This is a genomic window from Pantoea sp. ICBG 1758 (genome assembly GCF_002928325.1).
Taxonomy (GTDB): Bacteria; Pseudomonadota; Gammaproteobacteria; order Enterobacterales; family Enterobacteriaceae; genus Pantoea; species Pantoea eucrina.
Map to the genome: position 1 here is coordinate 58,180 of NZ_POWL01000001.1, position 14,873 is coordinate 73,052.

The window sequence follows — 14,873 nt, forward strand, 5'->3', positions numbered from 1 at the left end:
TTCTGATCTATATTGAGCGCGCCATTTGGCGAACGAATTTACTTCAGAGGTCAATTTCATTGAGTCATAGTCTCCAGGGACATAGCGAAGACATTCTGAAAATCGTCGGCCGCGCCGTATTAACGCTGCACCTTCATGGAGAAGCTTTATCCTCTGATAAAGTCAGCTCAATGATCGCCTGTTATGCGGAAGAAGAGCCAGTCAGTGACGATGATCATCAGCGCCTCTACGCGCTGGCAATTCAGATGTTGTCGTAAAACGCTATGCAGCGGCGGGTGTCGCCGGTTAGTAAGACAAAAGCCTCCAGCCGGAGGCTTTTTTGTTTTTGGGCTGGGTGCTTAGCAGCGCGGGGCACTGAGAGGGTTCCGCCCGTCAGGGCAGGGCTGAGCGCGGCACCGGAGGGGTTCCGCCCGTCAGGGCAGGGCTGTGCGCGGCACCGGAGGGGTTCCGCCCGCCAGGCTTCTGGCAGTTTCAGCGGCATCTCCGCATGCGGACGGGCTAAGGGCCGGGTGGGCGCGCCCCTTAGCAATCCGCGCCCCGCGCCGTCCTCGCGAATTCCCGGGCTTATCCCTCCGGCCTTAACGGACCGCGCGGATTCGCTCCTGCTCAGCCCGCGCTCTCGCCGGCGTCCTGCCGGCTCCCCTGGCCGTCACGCTGCGCCCGGCGCTGCGGATGGCGCCCCTTTTCCCCGCCTGCAAATTCTTCATTTCTTTTTTTTAATTTGGTTTGGTGTGCGCTGAAGCTTCTCTACAAAACCTTCAGCCATAAGACACTTATTGAAGAGAAAAAAAGCAGCAGCGGCGGGAAGCGCCATCCGGGTCCGCCGAGGGAGGGCACGGTTCCGGGATGAGCCGACAGGACGTCGGCGAAAGGGCGCGGTGAGCAGGAGCGAATGGCGGCCGGTCCCCGGGAAGCGGGCGTGAGCGAGGGAACCGCGCAGCGGCGGGCGGGGCTGGCGCAGGGCCGGGGAGTGCAGAGGGCGCGGCCAGGCGTCCTCTGCCCGGTCGCCGCGCCGGGGCAAAGGCAGCTGCCGCAGCTGACGGCGAACGGAACCGGCCCCGGCACCCCGTAGCGAACGGAACCGGCATCCATACCAGCCCCATGGTTGGGCGCTAAGCAGCGCAGGGCCGGGGAGAGTGCAGAGGGCGCGGCCAGACGTCCTCTGCCCGGCCGCAGCTGACGGCGAACAGAACCGGCGCTTAACCGGCAAAAAACACCACTTTGCCCCGCTGAAAGGTGGCCTGCACCGGCGCAATCCGCGCCACGGCTTCAGCGGAGCAGCTGGCTGACACCAGCATCATGCTGGCTTCATCCTGCAGCGCAGGCCACTGCCGCACGCCCTGATTAGAGAGCGGCAGAATACCTCCGGTTGCGATATGCAGCGCGCGGCTTAGCCCATACTCATCAGAGCCGCGGTAAAGCTGAGCATAGAGATTGGCTTTTTCCAGCATGCTGCCGGTGCCAAAAGGGGACCAGTGATCGATCACGCTGTCAGTGCCGGTCATCACGTTGACGCCTGCCGCCTGCAGCTGCGGCAGCGGCATGGTCAGTCTGCCGATCGGAATGGTGGACGCCAGGCTAATCTGCTGCTCCGCCATGCCGGCAATCATCCGATCCAGCGCATCTCCTTCCAGCGTGGCCAGTGCAAAGCCGTGGCTCAGCGTTACGCGCCCTTTAAGCTGCGGATGACGGGCAACGGTATCAATCATGTACTGAATAGCCGCTACGCCCGCCGCGCTGATTTCGTGCAGATGGATATCCACGCCGCGCTGATAGTCGAGCGCTATCTGAAACATCGCATCAAGCGACGCTTCCATTGCGCCATCAACGCTGGTCGGATCGAGGCCGCCCACATGCGTGACGCCCGGCTGCATCGCCTCGCGCATCAGCCGATCAACCTTTGAGTGCAGCAGGCCGTGTTGCGGAAAGGCAACAATTCCGCAGCGGAAATCGGGATGCTGTGCCAGCGCCTGCTGCAGGTGCGCCAGGCTCTGCAGGCCGCTGACCGGATCGATGTTGCAGTGGCTGCGCGCTTCGGTGGTGCCTTTGCTCTGCAGCAGGGCAATCAGCGCTTCGGCACGCGCCTGTGAAGTGGGGAGCAGCTGCGGGATCAGCACCTCTTCCCGGGCGATCATATCCATAATGGTTTTGCCCTGACGCGGGCGCGGAGCCTGCCACGAGCCGCCGTAAAACGTCTTATCAAGGTGGATATGCATATCACGGGTGCGAGGCAGCAGCAGCGCGCCCTGTGCATCCCACTGCGGCAGCGCAGCGTTGCGTGGCGTGCTGGCTGGCTCAATCGCGACAAACAGCCCCTCTTTAATCGTGAGGTTGTAGTACGCGGTGCGGGTGGCGATCACCTCGCCGCCTTCGCGTTCAAACGCCTCTTCAAGACGCACGTTGCAGAGCTGATAGTGAGCAGCGTCAGGCGGGGGTAGGGCAGTCTGACAGGCTGGAAGAGCGGGTAACGGCGCGGCGCGACTCATACCGGCAGCCAGCAGGCTTCCGGCGGCGGTCAGGCGAACGCCCTGGCTGAGAAAAGAACGACGGCTGGCAGAGGTAACGGACATAAAAGGCTCCGGATCGCAGGGAAAACCCTAATCTGACAAATCTGCCGGGCCGCCGCTGCGATATTTGCCACTGCCCGGCAGTGGAAAAATCACTGCCACTGCAGATGGCAGAACTCAGCCAGCGCCTGCGCCAGCGTCTGCTGCAGCGCATCCTGCGGCAGACGGCAGAACAGCGCCAGCTCAAAATGTGTGACCGGCGGCAGACCCTCGGCGAGGCCCAGCACGCGATGGCCGGGGAGACGGCAGCTGGCGGGCAGTAGCGTCAGGCCCAGTCCGGCTTCGCTGGCGCTGGCGAGCGCCGCCAGGCTGGCACTGCTGTAGCTGATGCGCCAGCTGCGCGCCAGCTGGTCCAGCGCCTGGCACATCTCCTCCCGGTAGAGTCCCTGCTGCGGGAATACCACCAGCGGGACCGGCGAGCGGGTAAAGCAGGGATGAGCCTGGCTATCGAGCCAGAGCAGCGGCTCAGGGCGCGAGGCGAGGGGACGCTCGCCGCCGGGCTGCTTGATGAGCATGATATCCAGCTCTTCACGCAGCCATGCACGGTGCAGATCAACATACATGCCGCTCATAACATCAAGACGCAGCTGCGGGTGTGCCCGGCTGAAATCCGCCAGCAGCCCGGCGGTCGGCGCTGCAAAATCTTCCGGTACGCCAAGCCGCAGAACGCCGTCTCGCCAGGTATCGCCCATGACATCCCACGCTTCACCGTTAAGCGTAATGATGCGGCGCGCGTAGGCCAGCATCTTTTCACCCTCTTCGGTCAGCGTAACCTGATGTGACGTGCGTACCAGCAGCGCTTTGCCGAGCATCTCCTCCAGCCGGCGCACCTGCTGGCTGACGGTGGACTGAGAAAGATGAACCCGCCCGGCGGCTCGGGTAAAGCTGGCGGTTTCGCAGACGGCAACAAAGCTCAGCAGCTGCTGAGGCGTAAACATAGGCTGACGATTCATTTTTCCACTGTTCGCTATGGCATTATTTTATTTCCCAATAGTAACTACTGCTGCGATGCTGGCAACCTTTTAACACTGAGAGTGTTTATGAACAGAAATTCGCTGACGCTGGCCGCCCTGATCCTGGCCGGACTGAATATGCGTCCGCTGCTGACGTCGGTCAGCCCGTTGCTCGGTCAGCTGCGCCAGGCGATCGGCCTGTCACCGCTGGCGGCGTCGCTGCTGCCGGCGGTGCCGATGATCATGATGGGCGCGGTGGCGCTGCTGAGCGCATCGCTTTTACAGCGTATTGCGCTGCAGCGCCTGCTGCAGGCGGGATTACTGCTGCTGCTGCTGGCGCTGCTGGCGCGTGCAGCTACCGGCAGCGGCAGCGGACTGGTCGCCAGCGCGCTGGTTGCGGGCCTCGGTGCTGGCGTGGTGCAGATGGCGATGCCGGGTGTGATCCGCCAGCGTTTTGCACAGCGCAGCGCTGCCGTAACCGGGCTGTGGGCGGGGGCGCTGATGGGCGGCGGCGGGGTGGCGGCGACGCTGACGCCCTGGATCAGCGCCAGAATGGGCTGGACGCTGGCGTTAAGCAGCTGGGCTTTACCAGCGCTGCTGGCCCTGCTGCTCTGGCTGCGGATAAGGCTGCCGGCGACGGCGACGCAGCCGGCACCGGCGCTGCCCCCGCTGTGGCGCACGCCGCGCGCCTGGTCGCTGGCGCTGAGTTTTGGCCTGGTAAACGGCGGCTACGCCACCTGCGTGGCGTGGCTCCCGGACGCGTATCAGCAGGCCGGCTGGAGTGAACAGGCGGGCGGTTCACTGCTTGGCGTAATGATTTTGTGTCAGGTTATCGGTGCGCTGCTGATGCCGCTGCTGGCCCGCCACACCGACCGGCGTCCGCCGCTGATTTTCAGCCTGCTCTGTCAGCTGACCGGTATGGCTGGCCTGCTGGTTGCGCCGCAGTTCGCCCCCTGGTGCTGGGCCGCAGTGGCCGGGTTTGGCCTGGGTGCCGCGTTTCCGCTGACGATGGTGCTGGCACTTGATCACCTGCCACACCCGCAGGCGGGCGCACGCCTGGTGGCATTTATGCAGGGCGCCGGGTTTATCATTGCCGGCTGCATGCCGTTTGTCGCCGGCCAGCTGCAGGCGTTCAGCGGCAGCTTCTCCAGCGTCTGGCTGATGCAGGGTATGATTACGCTGGGCCTGATTGCGCTGAACCTGCGCTTTCATCCGCACAGCTATACCGGCGTATTTACTCACGTGTCGCGCTGATTGGTCCTACCAAAAGCGCTAAAACCTTTTTGCCTGGTCACACTGCTGCAAAATTCTCCCGCAATGCGTTGCTTTCAGTTAACAACGCATTAACTATCTGACGCCATAAGCCCGGTTTCCTGAATGCGGTCCGACCACTTTCAGCGCGTCACGGGCACTGTTGCACGGTGCATGTTTTGCTGCACCGTGCCGGTTTCACTCCTCCGGAGATAATGGCATGCAGGTATGGCAGCAAAATTATGATCCGCTTAATAATCTGTGGCTTTCCAGCCTGGTCGCAGTGATACCGATTGTTTTTTTCTTTTTTGCGCTGATTAAACTCAAGCTCAAAGGCTACCAGGCGGGCACGGCGACCGTTGTGCTGGCGCTGCTGGTGGCGCTGCTGCTGTATGGCATGCCAGTGGGGCAGGCGCTGGCGTCGGCGGTGTATGGTTTTTTCTATGGCCTGTGGCCGATCGCCTGGATCATCATTGCCGCCGTGTTTGTGTATAAGATCTCGGTTAAAACCGGGCAGTTCGACATTATTCGCGCGTCGATCCTGTCGATCACGCCGGATCAGCGCCTGCAGATGCTGATCGTCGGTTTTGCCTTTGGCGCCTTCCTGGAAGGGGCGGCAGGGTTTGGTGCGCCGGTGGCCATTACCGCTGCACTGCTGGTCGGACTGGGCTTCAAACCGCTCTATGCGGCGGGCCTCTGTCTGATTGTCAATACGGCGCCGGTAGCGTTCGGCGCGATGGGGATTCCGATTATTGTGGCCGGGCAGGTCACCGGGCTGGACAGCTTTCAGATTGGCCAGATGGCCGGGCGACAGCTACCGTTTCTGACGCTGATTGTGCTGTTCTGGATCATGGCGATCATGGATGGCTGGCGCGGGGTGAAAGAGACCTGGCCGGCGGTGATCGTGGCGGGAGGATCGTTTGCCATTGCTCAGTTCCTGAGCTCCAACTTCCTCGGGCCGGAGCTGCCCGATATTATCTCCTCGCTCGCCTCATTGATCTGTCTGACGCTGTTTTTACGTCGCTGGCAGCCGGTACGCATTTTCCGTTTTGAAGAGCGCGATGCAGCTGACGCCATGCCCGGAGCGCAGCGCTATACGCTGGCGCAGATTGTGCGCGCATGGATGCCGTTTCTGTTCCTTACCGCGACGGTGACGCTGTGGAGTATTCCGCCCTTCAAGGCGCTGTTTGCCAAAGGCGGCGCACTCTATGACTGGGTCTTTACCGTGCCGGTACCGCTGCTGCATGAGCTGGTGGCGCGGATGCCGCCGGTGGTGAGTCAGGCCACGCCGTACGCTGCACTGTTTAAATTCGATGTGGTTTCAGCCACCGGCACGGCGATTCTGGTTGCGGCACTGCTGTCGATCCTCTGGCTGCGGATGAAACCGCGCGCGGCGCTGCAGACGTTCGCAGAGACGCTGAAAGAGCTGGCGCTGCCGATCTACTCTATCGGCATGGTGCTGGCGTTTGCCTTTATCTCTAACTACTCCGGGCTCTCTGCTACGCTGGCGCTGGCGCTGGCGCACACCGGGCAGGCGTTTACCTTTTTCTCACCGTTTCTCGGCTGGCTGGGCGTGTTTCTGACCGGATCGGACACCTCCTCCAACGCGCTGTTTGCCGCGCTGCAGGCGACCACGGCGCAGCAGATTGGCGTATCCGATATTCTGCTGGTGGCCGCTAATACCACCGGCGGCGTGACCGGTAAGATGATATCGCCGCAGTCGATTGCGATCGCCTGCGCGGCGGTCGGGCTGGTGGGGAAAGAGTCCGATCTGTTCCGCTTTACCGTGAAACACAGCCTGATTTTTACCTGCATGGTCGGGGTGATCACCACGCTGCAGGCCTACGTGCTGACGTGGATGATCCCGTGAGCGCGCCGCTGCGCGAACGTCTCAGCGCCTGGATCGGCGCGCAGCAGCTGACGCCCGGCATGCGGCTGCCGGGCGAACGCCAGCTGGCGGCGCTGCTGGGCGTCTCGCGCTCCTCCCTGCGCGAGGCGATTCAGCAGCTGATTAACAGCGGTGTACTGATCAGCAAACGCGGCGGCGGCACCTGGCTGTGTCAGCCGCCGGAACCCTGGTCAGAACAGCGTATCGTCGAGCCGATGCGTCAGCTGCTGGCGGCCGATCCCGACTACCGCTGGGATATTCTGGAGGCGCGCCACGCCATTGAGGCCAGCACCGCCTGGCACGCCGCGCTGCGCGCAACGGAAGCGGATAAAGAAAAACTGCGCTACGCCTTTGATGCGCTGCTGCGGCTGAACGACTGCGGCGATCCCGATCTCGCCGCGCAGGCCGATCTGCGTTTTCATCTCGCGATTGCAGAGGCTTCACACAATCTGGTCTTACTGCAGACCATGCGCGGCTTTTTCGATTTGCTGCAGTCATCGGTACTGCACAGCCGTCAGCGCATGTATACCCAGCCGGTGATTTTTAACCGCCTCAATGAGCAGCATCAGGCAATGTTTGATGCGGTGATGGCAGGCGATGCCGCCGCCGCGCGTCAGGCGGCGATGGATCACCTCGGCTTTGTCCATACCACGATGAAAACGCTGCATGAAGATGAAGCGCGTCAGGCGCGCATCACCCGCCTGCCGGGCGAAACGGCAGCGACCCGTAAGGAGAACACCTGATGATTATCTCTGCTGCCAGTGACTATCGCGCCGCAGCGCAGCGCATTTTGCCTCCGTTCCTGTTCCACTATCTTGATGGCGGTGCCTATGCTGAGCATACGCTGCGGCGCAACGTGGCTGACCTCTCAGACGTCGCGCTGCGTCAGCGGGTGCTGAAAAATATGTCCGCGCTGAGTCTGGAAACCCGGCTGTTTAATGAGACGCTGGCGATGCCGGTGGCGCTGGCGCCAGTGGGGTTATGCGGCATGTATGCGCGCCGGGGGGAGGTGCAGGCGGCGCGGGCAGCGGCACAGAAGGGGATCCCCTTTACGCTCTCTACCGTCTCGCTCTGTCCTATCGAAGAGGTGGCGCCAGCCATCAACCGGCCGATGTGGTTTCAGCTCTATGTGCTGCGCGATCGCGGATTTATGCGTAACGCGCTGGAGCGCGCCAAAGCAGCCGGCTGCACCACGCTGGTGTTTACGGTCGATATGCCCACGCCGGGGGCGCGCTATCGCGATGCGCACTCCGGCATGAGCGGGCCGCACGCTGCGCTGCGCCGCTACTGGCAGGCAGCCACCCACCCGCAGTGGGCGTGGGACGTCGGGCTGCACGGCCGGCCTCACGATCTGGGCAACATTTCAGCTTATCTCGGCAAGCCCACCGGCCTGGAGGATTACATTGGCTGGCTGGCTAACAACTTCGATCCCTCTATCTCCTGGCAGGATCTGGAGTGGATCCGCGATTTCTGGGAGGGACCGATGGTGATTAAAGGCATCCTGGATGCGGAGGATGCGCGCGATGCGGTGCGCTTTGGCGCTGACGGCATCGTGGTCTCCAACCACGGCGGACGGCAGCTCGATGGCGTGCTCTCGTCAGCGCGTGCGCTGCCGGCCATCGCCGATGCGGTTAAAGGCGATATCACCATTCTGGCAGACAGCGGCATTCGCAGCGGTCTGGATGTGGTGCGCATGCTGGCGCTCGGTGCCGATAGCGTGCTGCTGGGACGCGCCTTTATCTATGCGCTGGCGACGCACGGGCAGCGCGGCGTGGAAAATCTGCTGACGCTGATTGAAAAAGAGATGCGGGTTGCGATGACGCTGACCGGCGCAAAATCGATCGCGGATATCACCCAGGATTCGCTGGTGCAGGCTAACGCCCTGCTGAGCGAGGCGGGTTTACAGCCCGCGCGTCCGCGCGCGGTGCGCTGAGCCAGGCAAAACAGAGCGGGTTGTCTATACTCAGTGCTGTCCACTAACAGGAGGAATGACATGACCATTCACAAGAAAGGATCGGCCCATTGGGAAGGTGACATCAAAGGTAAAGGTACCGTCAGCACAGAGAGTGGCGTACTGAATCAGCAGCCGTATGGTTTTAATACGCGCTTTGAAGGCGGGAAAGGGACCAACCCGGAAGAGCTGATCGGTGCCGCACACGCTGCCTGTTTCTCCATGGCGCTGTCGCTGATGCTGGGCAATGCCGGCCATAAGCCGGAGAGCATCGACACCACCGCCGATGTCTCGCTGGACAAAAAAGGCGAAGGCTTTGCCATCACTAAAGTGGCACTGACCAGCACCGTGTCGCTGCCAGGCGTGGATAAAGATGCCTTTGACGAGATTATTCAGAAAGCGAAAGCGGGCTGCCCGGTATCGCAGCTGCTGAATGCGGAAATCACGCTGGATTACACGCTGAATAACTGATTGCGCACCGCGCAACGGTCAATGTTTTAACGATGCGCCTGCGGGCGCATCGTTGTTTCTGCACTCAGGCATACTCTGCATCATGCAGCGCTTCGCGTACGTTACGCAGGCTGCTGCGCGCAATACGATACGCCTTGCGCGGATCGCCCGCCACAAACTCAAACGTGGGTGAATAGTAGAAGGGAAGCCAGCCATCGAAGCCATTTTCCCACTCCCAGCGCACCGGGCAGGGCCAGAGGATACCGTCATACAAAATGTAATAAACCCAGCGTCCGGCAGGACGACGGGGGCGCGATTTCTTCATGGGATTCACAACGATGATAGTGTAAAACAGCTTATATTTTGAACCTTATTGCCAGCGCTTGCAATGGCGACTGGCTAAAATGTGAGCAAAGCAGTAAATCCTGGCCTCAATTCAGCGATGAACCTCGCCGCACAGCAAGACCACGTTAGGACGGACTTTGTAGATGCGATTGGCCATGGTTTCACAGGCCGTTTTTGTCGGATAAATACGCTCTGATACCGGCAACGCGTCACAGGCATCGTGCCCGCAGGCACTCACTAATAAAACAAAACCAATCAGCATAACCGGGCTCCTTTAACACCTTCGCGCTGGTACGGAATGTGTGGCTGTGTGTTCCCTTTTTTGATCCAGTATAGACAATTGCCTCACAGGTCAATGAACACCCCGAGCGGCTTTTTTATCCGAACGGTCTGCCAGCAGCGCGCTGCGCATCCAAACCCGGCACAATCCAGGCTAAACTGTGCAGCTGACCCCTATTAAACGAGTGAGAAAAGCATGTCTGATATTGCCCATCCTGCCAGCAGTCCAAAACAGGCTGCACTGCAGCTGGTTATCGAGCTGGTCCGTGCCGGAAAATTAAGCCCTCTGCATGGCGATGCGTCAAATATGATCTCCATTTATGAGCAGTTCAAGAGTCACTTTGAAGCGGATAAACATAAAGATTCTGCTATCTCCTGACAGCCTCAGCCGTCCGGCACGTTCTGCTGCAGCTAACCGATGCTGCGGCGACGGCCAGACGGCTGTTTCATGCAATTATGCCCCTGCCCCTGTATAATCACTCTCCTGCACTATTTTTCTGCCAGTTAATTTATCCGGATTGAGTTTTGATATTTCTCACACTTTCTGTATCCAGATCTGAAACCGGTTGCAGAAAATCTTCTGGCTGTGTATTCGTTAATTAAACATCATTCAAAGGAAACGATCATGCCAAAGATTTTACTGTGCTGTGCCGCCGGAATGTCCACCAGCATGGTGGTGCAGAAAATGGAAAAAGCGGCAAAAGAGCAGGGTGTTGATGTTGAGATAAAAGCAGTGGGCATAGAGGAGTTTAATGAAGAAATTCAGGGTTTTGACTGCTGCCTGCTTGGTCCGCAAATTAAATATAAACTGGCTGATTTCGCTCCGATAGCCCAGCAGCTTAATAAGCCTATCGCCGTCATAAATAGCATGGATTACGGCATGATGAACGGCGAAAAAATATTAGCAGATTCATTAAAACTGATTCACCCCTGAAAATAACGCCCGCACTCAAATAATTCTTCCGCCTGCGCAGCTGCTGCGCAGGTTAATTCTCTTGTTGCCTGTTGCAAGGAGCTTGCCCATGAGCAGCATCAGTGAATCTTTATTTGGCGTCATTGAAAACCGCATCAGCCCATTCGCCGGACGCCTCTCCAGCCAGCGTCACGTCATCGCAATTCGCGATGGTTTCATCGCTTCTATGCCGTTTCTGATTGTCGGCTCGTTTATGCTGCTGTTTGCCCATCCGCCATTCTCTGCCGACAGTTCATGGGCCTTCGCACAGTGGTGGCTGGGTATGGTGCAGGCGCATGAAGCGCAGATCATGATGCCCTACAACATGACGATGGGTATTATGGCGCTCTACATCGCCAGCGCTATCGCCTATAACCTTGCCACCAGCTACAAAATGAACGGTTTTATGGCAGCCAGCCTGTCGCTGATGGCTTTTCTGGTGGTGGCAGCTCCCCAGAGTGACAAGACACTGCCGGTAGGCTCGCTGGGTGGTGAAGGGATCTTCACGGCGATTCTGGTGGCGCTGTTTGCCACAGAAATGATGCATTTCCTGCAGAAACACCATATCGGCTTTAAGCTGCCCGAGCAGGTTCCGCCAAAAATCCGCCAGTCGTTCGATCTGCTGATCCCGATTGTCGCCATTTTTCTCACGCTATTTCCGCTCAGCCTGTGGGTGCAGGCGCAGTTTGGCATGCTGCTGCCTCAGGCGATTATGGCCATCTTCGCGCCGGTTATCTCCGCATCTGATTCACTGCCCGCGGTACTGGTTGCGGTGCTTTTGTGCCATATGCTGTGGTTTGCCGGCATTCATGGTGCGGTGATCGTCGGGGGCATTCTGCAGGCGTTCTGGCTGACCAATCTCGGGCTGAATCAGCAGGCGCTGAACGCCGGAGAGCCGGTCATGCACGTGTTTATTGAACCCTTCTGGCAGTTTTTTATTGTGATAGGCGGCTCCGGTTCCACCATGGGACTGGTGCTGCTTTATCTGCGCAGCCGTTCAGCGCACCTGCGTTCAATTGGCAAACTGAGTATTGTGCCCAGCATGTTTAACATCAACGAGCCGGTGATATTTGGCTCACCGGTGGTGATGAATCCCATCCTGTTTATTCCGTTTCTGCTTGCGCCGCTGGTTAACGCCGTGATCGCCTGGACCGCCACCAAAACTAACCTGATTAATCACGTTGTCTCACTGGCGCCGTGGACCACGCCCGCTCCGATTGGTGCCGCCTGGTCAACCGGCTGGGACTGGCGCGTGATCGTGCTGATCGCCGTGCTGGTGGCGATTGCCACGCTTATTTACTACCCGTTTTTCAAGATGTATGAGCGCCAGCTGCTGCAACAGGAGCAGGAGCAGGCCGCAGCGGCACAACTGGCTAAGGAGTCATGATGGAAATTGATGAAACCACGGTAATGGAGCTGATCATTCAGGCGGGAGAGGCGCGCTCCTGCGCCATGCAGGCGCTGCGTGCGGCGCGTAATCAGGCGTGGAGTGAAGCGGACGCACAGCTCACGGCCGCCACGCAGGCGGCAAAAGCGGCGCATCGTATCCAGACCGAACTGATTGGTGCTGATGAGGGCTGCGGCAAAATTCCGGTCAATTTAATTATGGTACATGCCCAGGATCATCTGATGAACGCCATGCTCTGTCGCGAACTGGCGGAAGAGATCATTCAGCTGCGTCGTGAACTGGTGGCGCAACAGTAAGGAGCAGCTATGCAGCATCATAATCCCGGTGCGTTTCCGGATGGATTTCTCTGGGGCGCATCAACGTCGGCGTATCAGGTTGAGGGCGCATGGAATACGGATGGCAAAGGACCGTCAGTCATCGACCACGCGCGCTTCAGCGATAACGTCACTGACTTTACCGTCTGCAGCGATCACTATCACCGCTTTAAAGAGGATATTGCGCTGCTGGCCGAAATGGGATTGAAAACCTACCGGTTTTCGATTGCCTGGAGCCGCCTTTATCCCGACGGCGACGGCGAGCTTAATCCGGCTGGCGTGGCGTTTTACCAGCAGCTGATTGATGAAATCTGCCGGCACGGCATTGAACCGCTGGTCACGCTCTACCATTTTGATCTGCCGTGGGCGCTGCAGCAGGCGGGCGGCTGGTCAAACCGGCGAACCGTCGCAGCGTTTGAGCGCTTTGCCGTCACCTGTTTTGAACACTATGGCAAGCAGGTAAAATACTGGCTGACCATCAATGAGCAGAACATGATGATCCTCAAGGGCGAGGTCATCGGCACGCTGGCAGAGGGCACAGAAGATGTGCAGCGCAGCCTCTATCAGCAGAATCACCATATGATGCTGGCGCAGGCGCAGGCGATGATCGCCTGTCATCAGCGTCTGCCGGGTGCAAAAATCGGCCCGGCACCGAATATCTCCTGCGTTTACGCCGCCAGCTCACGGCCGGAAGATGTGCTGGCCGCCGATAATTTTTCAGCCATTCGTAACTGGCTCTATCTCGATCTTGCGGTACACGGACGTTACAACGCGGTGGTGTGGGCCTTTTTACAGCAGCGTGGCTGGCTGCCGGAGATTGCGGCGGATGATATGGCGATCATTGCAGCGGGCAAACCCGATTTTATCGCGTTTAACTACTACGCCTCCGCTACCGTCAGCGCTGACCTGCCGGATGCGGCACGCGGTGAACTCAACAGTAAGCAGAAAGCGGATCAGCAGATGGCGGGCATCGACAGCACGGTGTATGTCGGCTGCAATAATCCGCATCTGTCGCAGAATCAGTTTGGCTGGTATATCGATCCGGTCGGCTTTCGCATCACCGCCCGTGAGATCTATGCGCGCTATGCGCTGCCGCTGATTGTCACGGAAAATGGCCTGGGCGCCTTTGATACGCTGGAAGCGGGCAACAAAGTACATGACGATTATCGTATCGCCTATCTGCGCGATCATCTGCGGCAGCTGCGGCTGGCGATTGCGGATGGCGTGGTGCTGTTTGGCTACTGCCCGTGGTCAGCGATCGATCTGGTCAGTACCCATCAGGGGATCGGTAAACGCTACGGCTTTATCTATGTAAACCGCGATGAACATGACCTGAAAGATCTGGCGCGCTATCGTAAAAAGAGCTTTTTCTGGTATCAGCAGCTTATTGCCAGCAACGGCGCTACGCTCGAAGACGCGGTCAGCTACTGATCGCGCCGCGCGGGTCCGTCAGCAACCGACGCGCGTTCAATCAGCCGCCCGCTAAAGGGCGGTAACACGCTAACCGGCTTGCCTTCCAGCATGGCGACCAGCTGCGCCAGCGTGTGCTGGATCATTTCAGCAACCGGCACATGTACCGTGGTCAGCGGCGGCAGAAAAAAGGCGGCCATATTAATGTCATCGAAACCCACCAGAGAGACATCCTGCGGCAGCCGTTTTCCAGCCTCGTGCAGCGCCAGTGCCGCGCCCATCGCCATATCGTCATTACTCGCCATCAGCGCGCTGAACGCGATCTGCGACGCCAGAAGCTGCTGTGTGGCCAGCTGACCGCTGAGCGAGGTCCATGCGCCCTGGATGACCCGGCCAGGCTCAAAGGGCAGCTGATGGGCAGCCAGCGCCTGCTGATAGCCCGCCAGCCGTGCGGCAGCGGTGGGCGAGCCCGGCAGGCCAGTAATAAAGGCAATATCCTGATGCCCGCGCTGGATCAGATACCGTACGGCATCAAAGGTATTCTGCTGATGTGTGGCCCAGACGCAGTGTTCTGCATGCTGCGTCAGCTGCCGGTTTACCACCATAATCGGAATGGCGTGCTGCTCAATCAGCGCTTCCAGCGCGGCCGTATCCAGAAAGCGCGGATAGATAATGATCGCGTCACAGCGCAGATCGAGCAGAAATTCAATGGCCGCCCGTTCATCGTCGGCGCTGGTTTTACCGTCCGCCAGAATCAGCTGGCGCCCGTAGTTATTGGTCAGGGTGGCGGTCTGATAAAGCAGCTCGCTGAAATAGGGGCCATTGAACAGGGAATGGGTGACAATCAGACCAATATTCTGTGACTTCTGCGTTGCCAGACTGCGTGCCAGCAGGTTAGGACGATAGCCGGTCTCTTCGATCGCCTGAAATACTTTCTGCTGTGTCGCTTTACTGACGTAGCGCGTACCCGCCAGTACGCGCGATACGGTGGCTTTAGAGACGCCAGCCTTCCGGGCCACATCCAGCATTGTAATCATTTTTCCGTCCCATCATCCCTTCACGTGTAAGTGTGATAGTAACTGAAAATGCGCGGCGGCAGAGGAGT

Annotated in this window: 16 protein-coding genes; 11 read left to right on the forward strand and 5 right to left on the reverse strand. The window is 59.3% G+C overall.

Annotation, left to right across the window (positions count from 1 at the left end):
• The first annotated feature begins 59 nt into the window (after positions 1-59).
• Positions 60-257 (forward strand): hypothetical protein, encoded by a 198-nt coding sequence (locus C1Y41_RS00295; RefSeq protein ID WP_039382914.1) that lies wholly within the window; start codon positions 60-62, stop codon positions 255-257.
• A gap of 942 nt (positions 258-1,199) precedes the next feature.
• Here C1Y41_RS00295 and C1Y41_RS00305 read toward each other — a convergent pair.
• Both C1Y41_RS00305 and C1Y41_RS00310 read right to left on the reverse strand, forming a co-directional pair.
• The gene (locus C1Y41_RS00305) at positions 1,200-2,570 is read right to left on the reverse strand and encodes an amidohydrolase (RefSeq protein WP_104084612.1); all 1,371 of its coding nucleotides are present in this window, start codon (positions 2,568-2,570) and stop codon (positions 1,200-1,202) included.
• An 89-nt stretch (positions 2,571-2,659) separates the two neighbouring features.
• The gene (locus C1Y41_RS00310) at positions 2,660-3,520 is read right to left on the reverse strand and encodes a LysR family transcriptional regulator (protein ID WP_071668600.1); all 861 of its coding nucleotides are present in this window, start codon (positions 3,518-3,520) and stop codon (positions 2,660-2,662) included.
• Positions 3,521-3,607: 87 nt separating this feature from the next.
• On the opposite strand from C1Y41_RS00310, the gene C1Y41_RS00315 reads away from it, so the two are divergent.
• The 5 genes from C1Y41_RS00315 (at position 3,608) to C1Y41_RS00335 (ending at position 9,081) form a co-directional block, all read left to right on the forward strand.
• Positions 3,608-4,774, forward strand: a complete 1,167-nt coding sequence (locus C1Y41_RS00315) for a cyanate transporter (RefSeq protein WP_104084613.1) — start codon at positions 3,608-3,610, stop codon at positions 4,772-4,774.
• A gap of 217 nt (positions 4,775-4,991) precedes the next feature.
• Positions 4,992-6,641, forward strand: coding sequence for an L-lactate permease (gene lldP, locus C1Y41_RS00320; RefSeq protein ID WP_039382920.1), 1,650 nt, complete (start codon positions 4,992-4,994; stop codon positions 6,639-6,641).
• A complete protein-coding gene (lldR, locus tag C1Y41_RS00325; protein WP_233207401.1) occupies positions 6,638-7,402 on the forward strand; it encodes a transcriptional regulator LldR in 765 nt (254 codons plus the stop codon). The genes lldP and lldR overlap by 4 nt, the downstream gene beginning before the upstream one ends.
• Positions 7,402-8,592, forward strand: coding sequence for an FMN-dependent L-lactate dehydrogenase LldD (lldD, locus tag C1Y41_RS00330; RefSeq protein WP_071668602.1), 1,191 nt, complete (start codon positions 7,402-7,404; stop codon positions 8,590-8,592). The genes lldR and lldD overlap by 1 nt, the downstream gene beginning before the upstream one ends.
• Positions 8,593-8,652: 60 nt before the next feature.
• Positions 8,653-9,081: an OsmC family protein gene (locus C1Y41_RS00335; RefSeq protein WP_071668603.1), complete on the forward strand. Its 429-nt coding sequence runs from the start codon at positions 8,653-8,655 to the stop codon at positions 9,079-9,081.
• Between the two features lie 64 nt (positions 9,082-9,145).
• On the opposite strand, the gene C1Y41_RS00340 is transcribed toward C1Y41_RS00335, so the two are convergent.
• The gene (locus C1Y41_RS00340; RefSeq protein WP_039382924.1) at positions 9,146-9,385 is read right to left on the reverse strand and encodes a hypothetical protein; all 240 of its coding nucleotides are present in this window, start codon (positions 9,383-9,385) and stop codon (positions 9,146-9,148) included.
• 111 nt (positions 9,386-9,496) lie between these two features.
• Positions 9,497-9,667 (reverse strand): hypothetical protein, encoded by a 171-nt coding sequence (locus C1Y41_RS20075; RefSeq protein ID WP_166713742.1) that lies wholly within the window; start codon positions 9,665-9,667, stop codon positions 9,497-9,499.
• Between the two features lie 213 nt (positions 9,668-9,880).
• On the opposite strand from C1Y41_RS20075, the gene C1Y41_RS00345 reads away from it, so the two are divergent.
• The 5 genes from C1Y41_RS00345 (at position 9,881) to C1Y41_RS00365 (ending at position 13,789) form a co-directional block, all read left to right on the forward strand.
• A complete protein-coding gene (locus C1Y41_RS00345) occupies positions 9,881-10,063 on the forward strand; it encodes a hypothetical protein (protein ID WP_039382925.1) in 183 nt (60 codons plus the stop codon).
• A 246-nt stretch (positions 10,064-10,309) separates the two neighbouring features.
• Complete coding sequence (locus C1Y41_RS00350; RefSeq protein WP_104084615.1) at positions 10,310-10,618, forward strand: PTS sugar transporter subunit IIB; 309 nt, start codon at positions 10,310-10,312, stop codon at positions 10,616-10,618.
• A gap of 88 nt (positions 10,619-10,706) precedes the next feature.
• A complete protein-coding gene (locus tag C1Y41_RS00355; protein ID WP_104084616.1) occupies positions 10,707-12,023 on the forward strand; it encodes a PTS sugar transporter subunit IIC in 1,317 nt (438 codons plus the stop codon).
• Positions 12,023-12,340 carry a PTS lactose/cellobiose transporter subunit IIA gene (locus C1Y41_RS00360; protein WP_104084617.1) on the forward strand — a complete coding sequence of 106 codons (318 nt, stop codon included), beginning with the start codon at positions 12,023-12,025 and terminating at the stop codon, positions 12,338-12,340. The genes C1Y41_RS00355 and C1Y41_RS00360 overlap by 1 nt, the downstream gene beginning before the upstream one ends.
• 9 nt (positions 12,341-12,349) lie before the next feature.
• Positions 12,350-13,789 (forward strand): glycoside hydrolase family 1 protein, encoded by a 1,440-nt coding sequence (locus C1Y41_RS00365; RefSeq protein ID WP_104084618.1) that lies wholly within the window; start codon positions 12,350-12,352, stop codon positions 13,787-13,789.
• Here C1Y41_RS00365 and C1Y41_RS00370 read toward each other — a convergent pair.
• Entirely contained in the window at positions 13,783-14,805 is a 1,023-nt protein-coding gene (locus tag C1Y41_RS00370; RefSeq protein WP_039382930.1) for a LacI family DNA-binding transcriptional regulator, read from the reverse strand. The genes C1Y41_RS00365 and C1Y41_RS00370 overlap by 7 nt on opposite strands.
• Positions 14,806-14,873 lie beyond the last annotated feature (68 nt).

What these genes read in the sequence shown, in the direction of transcription:
- C1Y41_RS00315 (WP_104084613.1), top strand. Translation starts at nt 3,608, where the DNA reads ATGAACAGAAATTCGCTGACGCTGGCCGCCCTGATCCTGGCCGGACTG.
- C1Y41_RS00345 (WP_039382925.1), top strand. Translation starts at nt 9,881, where the DNA reads ATGTCTGATATTGCCCATCCTGCCAGCAGTCCAAAACAGGCTGCACTG.
- C1Y41_RS00355 (WP_104084616.1), top strand. Translation starts at nt 10,707, where the DNA reads ATGAGCAGCATCAGTGAATCTTTATTTGGCGTCATTGAAAACCGCATC.
- lldP (WP_039382920.1), top strand. Translation starts at nt 4,992, where the DNA reads ATGCAGGTATGGCAGCAAAATTATGATCCGCTTAATAATCTGTGGCTT.
- C1Y41_RS00310 (WP_071668600.1), bottom strand. Translation starts at nt 3,520, where the DNA reads ATGAATCGTCAGCCTATGTTTACGCCTCAGCAGCTGCTGAGCTTTGTT.
- C1Y41_RS00350 (WP_104084615.1), top strand. Translation starts at nt 10,310, where the DNA reads ATGCCAAAGATTTTACTGTGCTGTGCCGCCGGAATGTCCACCAGCATG.
- C1Y41_RS00365 (WP_104084618.1), top strand. Translation starts at nt 12,350, where the DNA reads ATGCAGCATCATAATCCCGGTGCGTTTCCGGATGGATTTCTCTGGGGC.
- C1Y41_RS00370 (WP_039382930.1), bottom strand. Translation starts at nt 14,805, where the DNA reads ATGATTACAATGCTGGATGTGGCCCGGAAGGCTGGCGTCTCTAAAGCC.
- C1Y41_RS00305 (WP_104084612.1), bottom strand. Translation starts at nt 2,570, where the DNA reads ATGTCCGTTACCTCTGCCAGCCGTCGTTCTTTTCTCAGCCAGGGCGTT.
- C1Y41_RS00340 (WP_039382924.1), bottom strand. Translation starts at nt 9,385, where the DNA reads ATGAAGAAATCGCGCCCCCGTCGTCCTGCCGGACGCTGGGTTTATTAC.
- lldD (WP_071668602.1), top strand. Translation starts at nt 7,402, where the DNA reads ATGATTATCTCTGCTGCCAGTGACTATCGCGCCGCAGCGCAGCGCATT.
- C1Y41_RS20075 (WP_166713742.1), bottom strand. Translation starts at nt 9,667, where the DNA reads ATGCTGATTGGTTTTGTTTTATTAGTGAGTGCCTGCGGGCACGATGCC.
- C1Y41_RS00335 (WP_071668603.1), top strand. Translation starts at nt 8,653, where the DNA reads ATGACCATTCACAAGAAAGGATCGGCCCATTGGGAAGGTGACATCAAA.
- C1Y41_RS00360 (WP_104084617.1), top strand. Translation starts at nt 12,023, where the DNA reads ATGGAAATTGATGAAACCACGGTAATGGAGCTGATCATTCAGGCGGGA.